The sequence below is a fragment of the Acidobacteriota bacterium genome (assembly GCA_040756905.1).
GTDB lineage: Bacteria > Acidobacteriota > Aminicenantia > JBFLYD01 > JBFLYD01 > JBFLYD01.
Genome location: JBFLYD010000018.1, coordinates 1 through 15,797 on the forward strand (window position 1 = coordinate 1; position 15,797 = coordinate 15,797).

The following is a 15,797-nucleotide window of genomic DNA, read 5'->3' on the forward strand; positions in this document are numbered from 1 at the left end:
GGAAAAGAAAGTCATCCTTGACTCAATCCAGCCACTCTGAGGTATAATGAAAATTCAGCGTCACTTCGCTCCGACAGGTGGCCACTTTCAATCAGAATCAGTGGCCAGATTCATCGGAATATGCAGCTTCAATTGGTTCAACAAATTTTTTAGTGATATCGAAGAAAGAGAGTCCTCTTTCCAAATATAAATCAGCATCTAAAGTACAAAAATAGGGATAAATTTCTGAATTAATCGAAAGATTTTCCAGCATAATAATTTTATTTGCTAAAAGCACAGCCCTTTTTATCAAGTTCTTAAGTTCACGAACGTTTCCTGGCCAATGATATTCAAGGATATACCTCATTGCTTTTGAAGATAATCCTTCTATATTTTTATTAAATTCTCTATTAGCTTCTTTTATAAAATGTTTTGCCAATACAGGTATATCATCCTTTCTCTCCCGAAGAGGAGGAATGTAAATTGCAAATTCATTGAGTCTATGAAAAAGGTCTGTTCTGAAACTTCCATCTTTAATACTTTCTTCTAAATTTTTATTCGTTGCTGAAATTATTCTCACATCAACATCTATTATTTTTTTCCCTCCCAGAGGTCTAATTTTTCGTTCTTGTAATACTCTAAGAAGTTTTGTTTGAGTTATTTGTGTTAAATTCCCAATTTCATCTAAAAATATAGTGCCTCCATTTGCTAATTCAAAATATCCTTCTTTTTTGAAATTGGCGCCAGTAAAAGCTCCTTTTTCATACCCAAACAGTTCACTTTCGAATAAACTGTCAGGAAGAGCTCCACAATCAACTACCACGAAAGGTTTGTCTTTTCTTTGGCTTTTTCTATGAATCAGCTCAGCGATAAGCTCTTTTCCTGTCCCACTCTCCCCTCTAAGGAGAACAGTCATATTGGTTGGAGCTACAGTTCTTACCTGGTTAAGAATATATCGAATTGGTTGACTATTTCCTATTAAATCTATCTCATCACTCTTAGATTCCTCTTCAAAGCGTCTTCTTAAAATATCTATTTCTTCACTTAGAGATTGAGTTTCCAATGCTTTTTTAATTATAAGGAGTAGTTCATCATTATCAAAAGGTTTTGTGATATAATCAAAAGCACCTAATTTCATCGCTTCAACTGCACTCTTTGTTGCACCATAGGCTGTTATCATGATAACTACCAGATTTCTTTCAACTTCCTTCAATTTTTGCATAAGTTCTATTCCATTTATGTCCTTTAATCTCTGATCCAGTAAAATCAAATTTGGTTGATATTTTTTAACTTCCTGGAGAGCTCGTTTGCCTTCAGTAATGGATTTTGTCTCGTATCCTGAATTTTTTAGAATCTCTTGTAATGTCCAACAAAAATCCAGATCATCATCTATTATCAATATTTTTTTCATTTTCTCCGCCTATTATAAATTTTTATTAGTGTCAAATCAAGCGGTCAAAACATAAGCACCTAAAGTTTTTGGTAATAGAAATTAAATCAATGTATTTCTGGGCAGCAAGGGTGGCCAAGAAAACCGTCACGAATGCGTAGCGGGCATGGTTTCTCCTGAGTTTAACTCAGGAGAAGAGCGAAGCATGAGTGCCGAGCTGTTATTTTCCTCGCTGGGGAAAATACAGCGTGTTTTCGGGTCACCCTTGCTGCCCAAATTAATAATCATCACAAAAATTTACCTGCTTCTTTAATTATTAATCACAGGAAATTTAATAATAGCCTTTGTTCCTGAACCTACTTTACTTTTGAAACGTATTTTTCCTTTATGGATATCTATAATACGCCGCGCTATTGATAAGCCTAAACCAACTCCTCCTCTTTTTGTGGTATAAAATGGAGTAAAAATATACTTGATATTTTTGGGATCTATTCCACATCCTGTATCAGAAATAGTTATAATAACGGATTTTTTATCTTTCTTAAGATCCCCAGAAATTTTAAGAGTTCCTCCATCTGGCATTGATTCAGTACTATTTAGCATGAAATTTAAAAACGCTCCTTCAAGATGTTTCTCATCGAGCATGATTTTTGGAAGATATTTTGATATTTTTTTTACTACGCGAATTCTCTGTTGGAGACATTTAGCTCTAAGCAACGCACAAGTTTTATCCAATATCTTACTAATTTCACCAGGCTTTAACTCAATATCAGCGGGCTTTGCAAATTCAAGTAAATCTCTTATGACTTTATTTGCATTCTCTGCATTTCTCAAAATAGTTTTTAAATGTTTTCTTAAATCTTTCGGCAGAAAGAATGTATCCAAGCAGAATTGGGCTGAAGCATGGATTATTCCTAAAGGATTTCTTATCTCATGGGCAATTCCAGTAGCTAATTCTCCAGTGGTTACCATAGTTTCTTCCTTAATCATTTGACTCTGAATTTCTCTTAATGTTTGATGGGCGAATTCTAATTGAGAAAAAAGCTTTTCAGCTCTTATTTTTTCCTCTCTTAAATTTTCTTCAATCTTCTTTCGCATTGTAATATCTTCAGCAAATCCAACTATTTCTTTTGGATTTCCTTTTTTATCCTTTATTAAAAATGTTGAAAAAATTACGGAAATCTTTCTTCTTTTTTTTGAAATAAATGATGTTTCTTTTCCAATGCATTCTCCTTTTTTAAGGGTTATTTTAACCTGTTCCATTATTTCAGGATTCAATTTAATTATCGATTTACCAATTATTTCTTCCCCCATGAAACCCGCAAGTTCTTAAGCACCTCTATTAAAGAGAGTGATATTACCTTTGAGATCTACACCGACAATTGCTGCTTTTGATTCTGTAATAATATTAGCTAAAAATTCTATCCTTTCTTCTACCATTTTCTGTTCAGTAATATCGATAATTGTTTCCACTGCTCCAGTTATTTCTCCCTTTCTATCTCTTATGGGTGAAGCTATAAAGTTTAAATATTGTCTGCTATTGGGGGATTCAATCATGGCATCACTTCTCTCTGTCTTTCCTGATTTAAAACATTTAATTACAGGACACCATGGACATGGCTCCTTTTTGTCCCCAAAGGAAGTGTAACATACTTTTCCCACTTCTATCCATGGGTAGTGCTTTTTCATCCAGGAATTTAATTGGATAACGCATAAATCTAAGTCTAATGTACAAAGACCTATATCTAAATTGTTTTGAGTGGTTTCGAGTATGTTCCTCATTCCGTTAATCTCATGCTCGGCCAATTTCCGTTGGGTGATATCTAATATGGAAGCCCTGCTCTTTATAAAATTCCCTTTTCTATCATAAAGAGCTCTTGCATTTAATAGAACTGGAAATGTGGTGTTATCTTTTCTGATTAATTCAAGTTCAATATCGTGGATATAACCTGATTTTATAAGTTTTTGGAAATTTCGAGAAAAATTTTTATAACTTTCAGGAGTAACAATTTCAAAGAAATGTTTTTCTCCTGTTAATTCTTCCCGGGAATATCCCAACCAACCTAATTCAGTATCATTTATATCCAAAAACATTCCTTTCGAGTTAAGAGAATGATATCCAAAGGGTGCATTATTATAAAGATCTAAAAATTTATCTCTTTCCTGTTGGGTTTGAAGTTGGAGAAAAAAATTTTCTAAAGCAATTGATATTTGATTAGCAAAAGATCTTATCCTCTCAATATCTTGTTCATTAAATCCATTCACAATTTCGCTTTCCACATTTAGTCCAGCAACAACTTCATTGCCAATTTTTATCGGCACCAACACTGCTGACTTGGCAAGCTCATTATTTTTTAAATATTCTTTATCTCCTGTTACATCAGGTATAAAGAGAAACTCACCATCTTTAGAAATTAAACTTATTCTATTATCCTTTTCAATTCTTATATGTTTTTTTGGCAACAACTTTTCATGAGCTTTTAAGATATTCTTATATTCAAAGATTTCTGCCTTCTCTTCTTTAAGATAAAGTATACAAGAAAGATACCCAAACCCATTCATGAATATATTTAGAGCTTCCTCCAGTATATTTTCTATTCTATTAGAGGAAGCAAAGAGTATATTTATTTGATTTAATACAGTAAGTTCATTAATTAATTCTTTTTCCCTGATTGCACGGAGTAGCTTTATTTCGAATTCCTTAAAAGTAAAGGGTTTCTTTATATAATCTGATGCACCAGATTCTATAATTTTTTCAAAGGGATACTCCAGAGCATAACCAGTCATTGCTATAATCCATAAATTGGGAAAAATTTTCTTTGCTTCCTTCATAAGTTCTATCCCATCCATTTCAGGCATTAATAAATCTGTTATTAGAAGAGAAAATCTCTCATTTTTTATAATTTTTAATGCTTCTATTCCATCTTTTGCCAATGAACAATCATATCCGAGAGTTTTAACCATATCATAGACCATTTCACGAAAAACTGAATCATCCTCAACAATTAAAATATTTTCTCTCTTCATGTTAAAATTTTGATAAAATTTACATTAAAAAATTTTATTTTTGTTTCCATTTTATATTACAAGCAAAATTTATGCCAATCAAGTGTCATGTCACTTATATAACTTTTATTATATTATTATGACATGACACTTTCCCTATGAGGGCAAGCCCCCCTTAGACGCTTCGCTCCCCAGGCTGGGGAAGCCTCTTCCCCATACCCCTTCAGTGTGCTTTATGAGAAATTGTTTGTTTGTGAAGATATTTATAGGACAGCACACTGGTGTCGTGTCACTTAAATGCCTTTTGTTATCTTGTTGTGACATGATACTTTCCCTATTTTACATCATTTAATAATAACATACATTATGTTCGTTTATCTTAAAATATTATATAATTATTTTAATTTACATATTGTAAATAAATTTCTACAATTTATATAAATTAAATTCTACATTATATAATATATTTAGTGTTGCATTTTCTCCCTGCAGAAAAAATTAATAATTTTTATGTTTGAAATGGTTCTTTTGTTTGTGCTAATATATTTGCCATATTAAAAAGGAGAATTGAAATGAATAAAGCTATCATCCAGGGAACAGGCCATTATGTTCCAAAGAATGTAATTACAAATTTTGATTTAGAAAAGTTGATGGATACATCAGACGAATGGATAAGAGAAAGATCCGGTATTGTAGAAAGAAGGTTTGTTGATCCTGGGGAGAGCACATCTGATCTTGCATACAAAGCATCTCTTATAGCTATTGAAGATGCAGACATTTCAAAAGAAGAAATTGACTTTATCATATTTGCAACCTTAAGTCCTGACCATTTATTTCCTGGAGCGGGTGTATTTCTTCAGGAGAAGCTTGGCTTGACAGGTATTGGAGTTCTCGATGTAAGAAATCAGTGTACAGGCTTTATCTATGCCTTATCTGTGGCAGATCAATATGTAAAAACAGGGATGTATAAAAAAATACTTGTGATCGGAGCTGAAGTTCAGTCTGTTCATTTAAATATGAGTACTGAAGGAAGAGATATGGCTGTTCTTTTTGGAGACGGAGCTGGAGCTGTTATAGTTTCGAAAAATGAAAGGGATGATGGAAAAGGGATTATTGCTACCCATCTTCATGCTGATGGGAGATTTGCGGATATTTTATGGATGGAGAAGCCACGCATTACAGATAAACCTTATTTTTCTTTGGAATTAATACAGGACAAAAGAAGATTTCCCACCATGCAAGGAAAGATGGTTTTCAAACTTGCTTCAGAAAAAATGCCTGAATGCATGAAGGAAATCCTCGAGGAAAATAATCTTTCCGTAAATGATTTAGATTTTCTTATTCCCCATCAGGCAAATTACAGAATAACTGAAATGGTCGGAAAAATACTTGGAATCTCTCCTGAAAAAGTTGTCTCAAACATTCATAAGTATGGAAATACAACTGCCGCTTCTATACCAATTGCCTTTGATGAAATTAAAAAAGAAGGAAAGATAAAGGATGGAAGTCTTATAGGGTTAACTGCCTTTGGTTCTGGATTAACCTGGGGCTCAGCATTAATCAGGATGTAAAAAAATCACAGAGAATATTGTAAATGTTTGGATAAAATGATATCATCATGTTTAAAAATTTTTCTATAATACTTAAACAATGCTTAAAGAAATTTATAAACTAATCCAGGATGATCTTGATAAAGTTGAAAGAAAATTTTATGAATATACTAATTCTCCTATAGGATTAGTCTCAGATATAGGAAGATATATTTTTAGAAGTGGTGGAAAGAGAATTAGACCTGCATTGATGATATTTTCATCAAAACTTTTTAGCTATAAGGGAGAGGATCTTATAGATTTTGCTTCAGCAGTTGAATTCATTCATACAGCAAGCATAGTCCACGATGATATAGTAGATAACTCAAAATTAAGAAGAGGAAGAGAAAGCATTCATACAACGTGGGGTCCAAACATTACTGTTCTTCTTGGAGATTTCTTTTACATAACATCGATTAAACTCATTGTGAAAAAAGAAAATATGGAAGTCATAAAAGTCCTTTCAGAAACTACTGCGAATATGGTAGAGGGAGAATTATGGGAAATTTCAAAAATAGGTGATATCAATTTGAACGAAGAAGAGTATCTTGAAATAATAAAGAAAAAAACTGCTGATTTGTTTTCTGCGTCATGTTCAGTCGGAGCTATTCTTTCCGGAGCGAATGAAGATGAAATTAAAACTTTAGCTGAATATGGAATGAATATTGGAATGATATTTCAACTTACTGATGACTTATTGGATTTTATATCAGATGAAAAAGCTCTTGGAAAGCCTGTGCTTTCGGATCTTATGGAAGGGAAAATCACTCTTCCATTGATATACCTCCTCAAACAAGAAAAAGAAATAAATTTTTATAAAATAAAGGCTGCCCTTAAGGATAAAAATTTTAATAAATCGTTCAAAGATGATATTGTTTCAATGATTAAGAATGAAGGTGCTGATGAGTATGTCAAAAATGTTGCAAGGAAATTTTCCCAATCTGCAAAGAAAAATTTGGACATATTTAGCGACTCATCGTATAAACAGGCACTCTTTAATCTTCCTGATATTATCCTTAATAGAAAAAAATAATTAGAATAGAAAAAATGTATTAATAAAAATTAATTTGGAAAACAAAAATTTAGAAAAAGAGATTAAATTAAAAATTAAGAATTTAAACCAAATTAAGCTAAAGATTAAAAAATTAAATGCTGTTTTAGAAAAAAGGAGAAGCTTTGAAGACAATGTTTTATTTGATTTTCCAGATAATTCATTGAGGAAAAAAGGATTTGCATTAAGAATAAGAAAGCAAGGAAATGAAGCATATCTTACCTTCAAAGGGGAAAAAATAAGGTCAAAAAACTTTAAAATAAGAGAAGAATTAGAGATAAAACTCGAAAACCCTGACATTCTTTATGACATTTTTACCAGAATTGGTCTAAAAAAAACATTTAGATATCAAAAATTCAGGACACTTTTTAAAATATCAGATGTTCATGTTGCTCTTGATGAAACTCCTGTTGGAAATTTTATCGAGATTGAAGGAAAAGAAGAAAATATCATTTCAATGGCAGAGAAATTAGGCTATAGAGATAATGATATTATAACGCTGGATTATGTAGAGATTTTTAAAAAAACACACAAAAAAGGGAATATGATTTTTATTAAATAGTATCTTCTTCAATTGTTCTATATTTAATATAGCCTTTAGATATTTCTTCCTGGGCTATTTTTACTGGATTTTTATATTTTGTATTTATTTTCGCAGGAGAGCCCTTCATAAGTTCTCTACTCCTTTTTGCAGCTATAATAACGAATCTAAACTTACTATCTATTCCTTCAAATCTTTTCACCTTTACTCCTTCCCTGCTTTGATTTATAGCTTTATAATTTTTATCACAAAATTGCGATAAAATCAATAATTAAGTTAGGAATTGACTAAACTATAATAAAATAAACGCATGAATATTTATTACACCTTGCTCTCCTCACCCCCGAATCAACCCATGAAACAAGTTCAGGGCAAGGTTCGGGGCAGGCTCTGAAGGGTTGCCCTCCAAATTATTTATTGCTTTTGTATCAGTAATATCTGATTCTATTTTTATATTTCTCAAACATTTGCTTAAAAACATCCAGACTCACACCTTCAATGTTGATACTCGGAAAAACCAATGGCTTCTCTCCCCTTTTCAACATTTCTTCAGCAGCTTTTATGAATAAAGAATGAATTATAAAAGAACCTGAAACAGTTGATGAGGGACCAATTTTGAAATTAAGTCCTGGCATTGAAATTAAAGCATCTCCATATTCTCCACAGTTATCTATCACCACATCAGCTAATTCATAGAGCTTTTTACCACTCTTATGAAGGCTTTTAGATGATTTGGACTGTTTCAGGCTCACTATCGATATAACTTTCATCCCTATTTTTTTCATCTGGATTGTCATTTCAACAGGAGCTACATTTATTCCTGAATTGGAAACTACTATTCCCACATCTTTTGATTCCATTTTATTTTCTTTTAATATTTCGAATACAATATCCTCATTTCTTTCTGTAAAAGATGCCTGAATTGCGCCCTTAGTAAAATATAATTTTTCATTCAATAACGGATTTACAGATATCATCCCTCCAGCTCTATAAAATGCTTCCTCAGCTATTAGGCGGGAATGCCCTGTACCGAATACATTAACAATTCCATCGTTCTTTAGACAGTCTGCAATAATTATTCCACCCTGACAAATCGTCTCTTCCTGGATAGAAAGAATTCTTCTTATAATTTCTATTAATTTTTCTCCATAAATTCTTACAAAATCCATGTTAACTATTTAAAATTCTAATTATTTCTTTTCTCATTTTTGTTTCTGCTGAGGAATCAAGAATTGAGACGAGAGATTCATATTTCAATTCTTCCCATTCCTCAGAGGGCACAAAATATCCAAGATAATCATTACAATATCCAACTATCACTCCTTTAAGCCGAGAAACATTTTCTAATATTTCTTTCTCTGTTTTTTGGAAAACTTCTCCCGGAATACCTATAATTGCGATTTCTCCTAATTGTATAATCTGAATTTCCCCGGTTACATATTCTGGATAATACTTCATTTCCTTTGTACTTTTTATAAGAGTCTTTAGTCCCTCAAGCTTTGTAATCCAGATTCTCATCTCTCCTTCTGATAGAACTCTTCTCCTCTCAACTTTGAATTCGTTTTTTGTCCTTTTTAAAACAGATTTCGCATAATCTAATAGAGGTAATCTTTTTGTCTTGAATTTAAGGTTTTTAGTTTCTACATTAAGCCCTGAATTCTCCAGTATGGGCAACTTATCAGCTGATTTGATTATGTTTTCCATAAGAATATTTCCCAATCTTTTTAATTCGGTATAGCTTTGCTCTTTTCTTGTAAATCTTGTGCTTACATCAGCTCCAGCACCATTCGCAATTAAAACCACAGGCTGACCAGATAATATGTTTTCCAGCTTTTCTTGAGCATAACCGAATAAATCTCCTGAAAATTTGTAATTTTCAGCACCTAAAATTGTTGGATGGCAGCCATAGCATATAAATATTCCCTTTATAAATCCTTTTTTATTTTCTGATTTTATAATCGATATTTCTCCGCTTTCCTCTTTTTTTAAATTATATCTATTACCTGCCAGTCCCTTTATTCCTTGTTTTCCAAAGTATAAAATAGATTCTTCAAAATCACTCAATGAATCAAGAATTAATTTTAATATTTTTTCCTTTAATTCATGAAAATATAAAGAGACTCTCTTTCCGGAATCAGGATTTATTATTTCAGGACCAGCATGAGTGTGAGTTGCAGAAATCAATATGTTTTCTTTTTTAATACCTGTTTTTTTACTGATGTATCTTTTAACTTCCGTGCACCAATTCTTCGAAATGTAAAGAAGCTCGAGCACCACAATAGCTACTATTTCACCGGAATCTTTTATTAAAAATGACTTTCCCTGAAGAGGATTTAAAACTCCCTTTGATAAGCCTTTTCTTGCGATATGTCCTGCTAAAGGCAATGGTTGGGATGGAGTAATGTCTATTTTTGAAAATCCAGTCTGAAAATTAGTTTCTCTTTTTTTAAGCTCTACCATCTAATATAAACGCACAAATATCTGTTACATTCTATTTTTGCCCCTCACTCCGCATCAAGTGCGGGGCAAGCTTTAATCCTCTCCCCTCAGGGGAGAGGATTAAGGTGAGGGGGCAGAAATGTATTAAAATTAAATATGTTCTCATTAATAATCGAATAACTGTTTTTCAAATTCCTTAAAATTTTCTCATTAAGATTTTTGTGAAATGTTTCCATAAAAAAGAAAAAAGATCCAATGACAGGAGGAAAATGAGGAGGAATAACTACTGCCCTGTTGAACTTCTCTAAGACTTTCTCTTTCATTGGCTCAAGTATAAAAGAGCCAGCATCAAATACTGACCCCTGATAGGAGATTTTGACTTCGTCGTGTTCCATATGAAGTTTTTTTATCGCCGCACATATTCCCTCAGCTAACTGATGCCCTGCATTCTTAAAAATCTCGATTGCTATACGGTCTCCTTTTTTTGCTGCTGATTCAACAACCTTGGAAAGCTCTGCTATCTTCTCAATACTCAATCTCTTTCCATAAATTACATCTATTATTTTTCTAAAACCCTTGATGTTAAAATATTTTTCAATCTCCTCTTTTATTATAGTTTTTTCTCTCCTTCCGTCATAGTATTTTGAAGCTTCATTTAAACCTTGGCGGGCAATAAAATCAGCACTTCCTTCGTTTCCAAACAAAGGCCCCCATCCTCCAATCTTTACTCTTTTTCCTTGAGAATTTATTCCAAAAACCACAGAGCCGGTTCCTGCAATAACTGTAATTCCTGGGTTGTGAAGTAAAGCTCCATAGTGGGAGATAACCATATCACCTGTAATCAGGACTTTTTTTGTAAAAGGAAGCAGGTGTTTAACTATCTTTATGATAGGCCTGTTTCCTTTCCCATCAAAATCCACTCCTGCTGTTCCTCCGCAGAGAAATTTTATATCCTCTGATTTTAATCCGGAATCATTTAGGGCTGAATGGATTGCATCTTTTATTGATTTTTCTACAACATCAAGTTCTGTCAACAAATGGTTCGAAGGACCACCCGTTCCCTTCCCTAATACATTCCCTTCCAAGTCAATAATTAGAGCTTTTATAGAGGTAGCTCCTCCATCCAAAACAATCACCAGTGTCGTGTCACTTAAATTCCTTTTGTTATATTTTTGCGACACGACACTTTCCCTATGGGAGAAAGATCTCCTTAGACGCTTCGCTGAGCACCCCCCAGACATGGGGAAGTTCCTTCCCCATACCCCTTCAGTGTGCTTTATGAGAAATTGTTTCTCTGTGAAGATATTTATGGGACAGCACACCAGTGTCGTGTCATTTATATATCTTTTTTTATCCATTTGTATCACGCCACTTTTCTTTTTACTTGCTTACCGATTTTTCTAATGTTTGCCAGAGCTTTTCTCTGTTTAGGCTTCCTGCTGCAAAAATTACTATTCCTTCAACTTTTTTATCTTTTAACATAAATAAGATTCTCTCCAATTTTTCCCCGGGAAAATATCCAGGAGGAGGGTCATTCCTTAATTTTATCAGAATTGAGGTAAGGTTTTCAGCATAAAACTTTCTAACCGCTAAATCTTTACTGATTAGAAGCTTATCTATTATATCTGAAATTTTTTCATGATAATCAGGAAATTTCTTTAATCTTATCTCCAATTTCTCCGAATATTCATTTCTTAACATTTCACAATTTTTATCAACATCCAAGCCTTTCATTATGCTCTCGGATGAATAAATTATCGAGTTTAAGGGCTCATATTCTTCTTTGTACAGATAAGTTGTTGCTATTCCAATATACATTTTTGTCAAATTTTCAGCCCATTTTTTTTCATACTCTGCATACTCTCCGAGCATTTCTATATGATTTTCAAAACTTCCCTGAAAATGGCTCCTGTAACACATGGGCATCATAATATCCACCCATGGGGCGAAATCAATCCATCTCTGACCTATAAACCTTCCACTCTGCATAGGGTTTTTAAACACAGCAGCTGAAATTTCAACATCAGGTTTTATCTTTTTCAATGCTAATGTCGATTCCCTAACAAACCTTGTTATTACATCGGATCGATATTCATAGAAGAAATAATTTAAATCAGGATTTGCCTCTGGCAAAAAGCTTCCTTTTAAAATATATTTCGCCTTCTCTTTTCTGTTTAAATCCTTCCAATTTGAAGGCTTTGCTGTGTATTCAAGATGCCAATTTGCCTCAATCCTCGGCAAAACTGGGTCAGGCTTTAAAATCAGGTCAGGATATACATCATAAACAAAGTGATTGTATCTGAAAAAGTCATCAAGACAGTAATCACAAAAACAGTAGGTGTCAGGTGCCACATCTCCAGGATATCGAACATAATCATGATGTATTCCATCTATTTCGTAAAGAGTTAAAATTTCCTCCATCATCGGAAGAAGCCATTGATATGCATAGCCCGGTTTACGGTTTGGACACATCCACACTATTCCATAAGATCTCCCCTCTCCAAGCTTTTCTGAATCTGAATGTGTTCCACTTGGGTTTACCATTGCCCATTCAGGATGTTTCAAATAAATATATGAATCAACACTCTCTGTAAAATTACAGAACCATCCATGAACTTTTATCCCATTTTTATGAGATTCTTTTATAACTTCTTCTACTATATCAAATTCTTCCCATCCTGGAGCTATTGCTTCTTTGAATTTTTTACTATGCCAGTAAATTTTTCCTGAAGTATCTTTTACCAAAAGAATTATGAGGTTAACATTAGCTTTTTTACATTTTGAAACAAATTCTTTTACTGAATTCAGGTCTTTTCCAATGTCAGGAGGGTGAGCCCATAATGCAAGATTGACTGTTTCCTCAGAAAAAAGGTTAATCGAATAAATTGTAATAAAAAACAATAAAGAAAATATAAGTTTCTTTTTCATCTGATTCCTCCTCTATTAAATCTCTCTACAATGAATGGAATACCCCTCTTCTCATCCATCTCAGAAAGAAGAGGCTCCCACTTAATAAAGAAACAAGAATAGAAACAATGAATATATTTATATGTTTTCCAAAAATACTTATTATGCTCAGTATAAGACTTCCTGCAAAAGTTATTCCCAAAAAACAATCTATTATGTCTCTTAAAGTTTCTTCTTTAATAGATACTCTCTCTTCTTCGGAAAATATTTTAGTTACAGGAGACCAGAATCCAGGAGGTCTACATCTCTTGTAAAATTCTATCAGAGTATCGAGTTTTTCAGAAGGTGTAATAAGGGCAGTAAATACAATTACAACTAATCCGATTCCAAATAATAGAAGAAACCCCTGCCAGAAAGGGTTATTGGAAAACCCCAATGGAAACCATATGATGTACCCAAGGGGAAGGCCGAGAATCAAAGCTGCTGCCTCACCATAAATATTCATCCTCCACCAGAAGAAACGAAGCCAGCTCAGGGGCAGGATAAAGGCAAACACAACAGAATTTATAAAAAGAAACCATGCTGTCATTCCCTTAACAAAAAGATAAGAAATGATTAGAGAAAGAATAAAAATCACGATCGAAGCTATTCTTCCTATGAGGACATAATGTTTATTTGAAGCTTTTCTATTAACTTTTCTGTATATGTCATTTACAACATATGAAGCACCCCAGTTCATCTCTGTCCCTATCGTTGACATATAAGCGGCAAAAATTCCTGCAACAAGTAATCCTTTAAGTCCAACGGGTGCAAATATTTTTACTACATTTGCCCATATTTCACCAGGTTCTTTAAACATACCGACTGGAAAGATAGAAGCTGCAATAATTCCCAGAAATATAAATGGGATAACCCTTATGATTAGAGTTAAGGCTGAATTGAAAAGCTGGCCAACCTGAGCATGAAACTCATTCTTTGCAGCCATGAATTTCTGGGCTGTAAAACCTTCTCCTCCTGTAGGTGAAGCTGCAAAAAACATGCCCTGGATGATGAAAGCAAATATTGTAAGCTCAGTCAGGTTCTGGGATGGGGGAATCACATTAAAAAACTCCTCTGCATTTGAACCTCTTAAATGATAAACTCCCTGAAAAACTTTTTCCATTCCTCCTACTCTGAAAAGAACAAATGGAACAAGAATCGAATTCCCTATCAGAAAAATTAGAAATTCGTAAATGTCATTGTAAGCAGTTCCATACAGACCAGCCATTGTCGTGTAAATTAAAGTCACAACTCCTGCGATTAAAATCATCTGAAAAGGAGACCAGCCTAATACAGGAGAGAGAGCAATTGACATCCATCCAGAAACATAGCCCATTAAAACCACAATGTATCCAAAGCTCATAAAGAAAGCATAAACGCATCTGTAAATTTCAGAGATACTTCCCCTATATCTTATCTGTAAAAATTCTGCAGTAGTAACTGTTTTAAGTCTTCTCCAGAATTTTGACCAGAGCACAGCTGAAAGAGGCATCCATATAACATAGGGAATCCACCATACTCCATTTCCCAAAAGCCCTCCTTGGTAAACCCACATTGTAACAGCAGGTGCAAGTCCTGCATCTGTGTAGGTTGCAACTGCAGATATTCCAATTATCCACCATGGAAGGTTCCTTCCTGCTACAAAAAAATCTTCTATACTCCTTCCTGCCCTTTTTAAAAAAACTGCTCCAATAATCAAGGGGATGATTAAATAAGACCCAACAACAATCCAGTCTATGTTTCTCATTTCCTTTTAAACTTTGTATATATGTTTTTAAATTTATTTTCAAGGCATTATCTTTCGATATAATCACCTAATATTTTTCTAGTTAGAAAGGGTGACTCAGAATATTGATTTAGATTAAAATAAAACGAAATCCTATATATTCATTTTGATGCGAAGGGATCTGAGCGAAGAAGAAGGCATAATAATTGATCCTTCCTCAAAGTTTCCGTAAACCTCAGCTTTTCCATGTATGAACAGCATTCCAACAATAGCACATACTATGGCGTCGAATTCATGCTGAGTTAATTCTGAGTTTATTCTTGAAGAATCTAAATTTACAAAAATATTTTTCAGTTTTTTTATAGTTTTCTGCTTTCTTGGAATTTTCCATATATCAAGGGCTCCCCCTGGGTAAACCTCAATTACTTTTAAACCCAATGTTTCTAATCTTTCTTTTAATCTAATACCTCTCTCTGTTAACATTCTCATAGGGCCAAGAGTTATAGGAAAAAATTTAATCCTTCTTTTTGTCAATTCTATATCACACACTCGAAGATGATTCCCAGTTTTATCTTCTATTGATTTTCTTCCAGGTGGAAGACTTAAAGGAGCATCGATTGCGATAATTTCAGGGTTATTCCTAATACAATTTCCAATTATTTCTTTATCCGAAAAAAGCAAACAGGTTTTTAAAATACAAAAACCTTTCATAATACACAATCCCGTGGGCTGCTTCTGCGACCCAGCAAGGTCTATTCCTATTACCACTTTTTTCCAGTAGAATCGTTTTCCTCTCATCTTAATTCCAAACTTAAAACAAATTTAATATATTTTCTTCTCCTTTTAAAGAACACCTGTATGGATTAAAATTTTTTTAACATATTATAGCAAACGTAATAATTTTTGTTACGCAATCACCCCTCACCCACCCCTCTCCCCTCATAGGGGAGAGGAAAAAGGTGAGGGGTCATACTGAGAATATAATAAAACTTTTTGCGTTTGTACTAGCGTGAGTTTCCTAAAAAATTATTGGCGATTTGCATTAAATGTAGAACTGTGCTCTATTTTCTAAATATTTTTATGTATATACTGAAATATTGAAGATATATTCGATAGCCGTAAAAAATCAT

At 33.3% G+C, this 15,797-nt stretch carries 13 protein-coding genes and 1 pseudogene; 3 read left to right on the top strand and 11 right to left on the bottom strand.

From position 1 onward, the window contains the following. Positions 1-97: 97 nt before the first annotated feature. The 4 genes and pseudogenes from AB1410_02370 to AB1410_02385 form a co-directional block, all read right to left on the bottom strand. A complete protein-coding gene (locus tag AB1410_02370; GenBank protein MEW6455548.1) occupies positions 98-1,390 on the bottom strand; it encodes a sigma-54 dependent transcriptional regulator in 1,293 nt (430 codons plus the stop codon). Between the two features lie 288 nt (positions 1,391-1,678). Next, complete coding sequence (locus AB1410_02375; GenBank protein ID MEW6455549.1) at positions 1,679-2,467, bottom strand: ATP-binding protein; 789 nt, start codon at positions 2,465-2,467, stop codon at positions 1,679-1,681. After that, positions 2,453-2,686, bottom strand: a pseudogene (locus AB1410_02380) (PAS domain S-box protein). The gene AB1410_02375 and the pseudogene AB1410_02380 overlap by 15 nt, the downstream one beginning before the upstream one ends. A 12-nt stretch (positions 2,687-2,698) precedes the next feature. Next, on the bottom strand, positions 2,699-4,396 hold the full coding sequence (locus AB1410_02385; GenBank protein ID MEW6455550.1) for a PAS domain S-box protein: 1,698 nt from the start codon (positions 4,394-4,396) through the stop codon (positions 2,699-2,701). Between the two features lie 551 nt (positions 4,397-4,947). Between AB1410_02385 and AB1410_02390 the strand changes: the two genes are divergently transcribed. From AB1410_02390 to cyaB, 3 genes are all read left to right on the top strand, one after another. After that, on the top strand, positions 4,948-5,946 hold the full coding sequence (locus tag AB1410_02390; protein ID MEW6455551.1) for a beta-ketoacyl-ACP synthase III: 999 nt from the start codon (positions 4,948-4,950) through the stop codon (positions 5,944-5,946). 79 nt (positions 5,947-6,025) lie between these two features. Further along, the gene (locus AB1410_02395) at positions 6,026-6,997 is read left to right on the top strand and encodes a polyprenyl synthetase family protein (GenBank protein ID MEW6455552.1); all 972 of its coding nucleotides are present in this window, start codon (positions 6,026-6,028) and stop codon (positions 6,995-6,997) included. A gap of 34 nt (positions 6,998-7,031) precedes the next feature. Next, entirely contained in the window at positions 7,032-7,577 is a 546-nt protein-coding gene (cyaB, locus tag AB1410_02400; protein MEW6455553.1) for a class IV adenylate cyclase, read from the top strand. On the opposite strand, the gene rpoZ is transcribed toward cyaB, so the two are convergent. The 7 genes from rpoZ to AB1410_02435 all read right to left on the bottom strand — a co-directional run bounded on the left by rpoZ (position 7,570) and on the right by AB1410_02435 (position 15,465). Further along, positions 7,570-7,758 (bottom strand): DNA-directed RNA polymerase subunit omega, encoded by a 189-nt coding sequence (rpoZ, locus tag AB1410_02405; protein MEW6455554.1) that lies wholly within the window; start codon positions 7,756-7,758, stop codon positions 7,570-7,572. The two genes, cyaB and rpoZ, sit on opposite strands and share 8 nt — an antisense overlap. 226 nt (positions 7,759-7,984) lie before the next feature. Continuing rightward, positions 7,985-8,725 carry a sugar isomerase domain-containing protein gene (locus AB1410_02410; protein ID MEW6455555.1) on the bottom strand — a complete coding sequence of 247 codons (741 nt, stop codon included), beginning with the start codon at positions 8,723-8,725 and terminating at the stop codon, positions 7,985-7,987. Between the two features lies 1 nt (position 8,726). After that, positions 8,727-10,016: a hypothetical protein gene (locus AB1410_02415; GenBank protein MEW6455556.1), complete on the bottom strand. Its 1,290-nt coding sequence runs from the start codon at positions 10,014-10,016 to the stop codon at positions 8,727-8,729. Positions 10,017-10,102: 86 nt separating this feature from the next. Next, the gene (locus tag AB1410_02420) at positions 10,103-11,353 is read right to left on the bottom strand and encodes a BadF/BadG/BcrA/BcrD ATPase family protein (GenBank protein ID MEW6455557.1); all 1,251 of its coding nucleotides are present in this window, start codon (positions 11,351-11,353) and stop codon (positions 10,103-10,105) included. 22 nt (positions 11,354-11,375) lie between these two features. Further along, the gene (locus tag AB1410_02425; protein MEW6455558.1) at positions 11,376-12,923 is read right to left on the bottom strand and encodes a family 10 glycosylhydrolase; all 1,548 of its coding nucleotides are present in this window, start codon (positions 12,921-12,923) and stop codon (positions 11,376-11,378) included. A 25-nt stretch (positions 12,924-12,948) separates the two neighbouring features. Next, positions 12,949-14,688: a hypothetical protein gene (locus tag AB1410_02430; protein MEW6455559.1), complete on the bottom strand. Its 1,740-nt coding sequence runs from the start codon at positions 14,686-14,688 to the stop codon at positions 12,949-12,951. 132 nt (positions 14,689-14,820) lie between these two features. Then, positions 14,821-15,465 (bottom strand): DUF429 domain-containing protein, encoded by a 645-nt coding sequence (locus AB1410_02435; protein ID MEW6455560.1) that lies wholly within the window; start codon positions 15,463-15,465, stop codon positions 14,821-14,823. Positions 15,466-15,797 lie beyond the last annotated feature (332 nt).

What these genes read in the sequence shown, in the direction of transcription:
- AB1410_02370 (MEW6455548.1), bottom strand. Translation starts at nt 1,390, where the DNA reads ATGAAAAAAATATTGATAATAGATGATGATCTGGATTTTTGTTGGACA.
- AB1410_02375 (MEW6455549.1), bottom strand. Translation starts at nt 2,467, where the DNA reads ATGCGAAAGAAGATTGAAGAAAATTTAAGAGAGGAAAAAATAAGAGCT.
- AB1410_02385 (MEW6455550.1), bottom strand. Translation starts at nt 4,396, where the DNA reads ATGAAGAGAGAAAATATTTTAATTGTTGAGGATGATTCAGTTTTTCGT.
- AB1410_02390 (MEW6455551.1), top strand. Translation starts at nt 4,948, where the DNA reads ATGAATAAAGCTATCATCCAGGGAACAGGCCATTATGTTCCAAAGAAT.
- AB1410_02395 (MEW6455552.1), top strand. Translation starts at nt 6,026, where the DNA reads ATGCTTAAAGAAATTTATAAACTAATCCAGGATGATCTTGATAAAGTT.
- AB1410_02410 (MEW6455555.1), bottom strand. Translation starts at nt 8,725, where the DNA reads ATGGATTTTGTAAGAATTTATGGAGAAAAATTAATAGAAATTATAAGA.
- AB1410_02415 (MEW6455556.1), bottom strand. Translation starts at nt 10,016, where the DNA reads ATGGTAGAGCTTAAAAAAAGAGAAACTAATTTTCAGACTGGATTTTCA.
- AB1410_02420 (MEW6455557.1), bottom strand. Translation starts at nt 11,353, where the DNA reads ATGGATAAAAAAAGATATATAAATGACACGACACTGGTGTGCTGTCCC.
- AB1410_02425 (MEW6455558.1), bottom strand. Translation starts at nt 12,923, where the DNA reads ATGAAAAAGAAACTTATATTTTCTTTATTGTTTTTTATTACAATTTAT.
- AB1410_02430 (MEW6455559.1), bottom strand. Translation starts at nt 14,688, where the DNA reads ATGAGAAACATAGACTGGATTGTTGTTGGGTCTTATTTAATCATCCCC.
- AB1410_02435 (MEW6455560.1), bottom strand. Translation starts at nt 15,465, where the DNA reads ATGAGAGGAAAACGATTCTACTGGAAAAAAGTGGTAATAGGAATAGAC.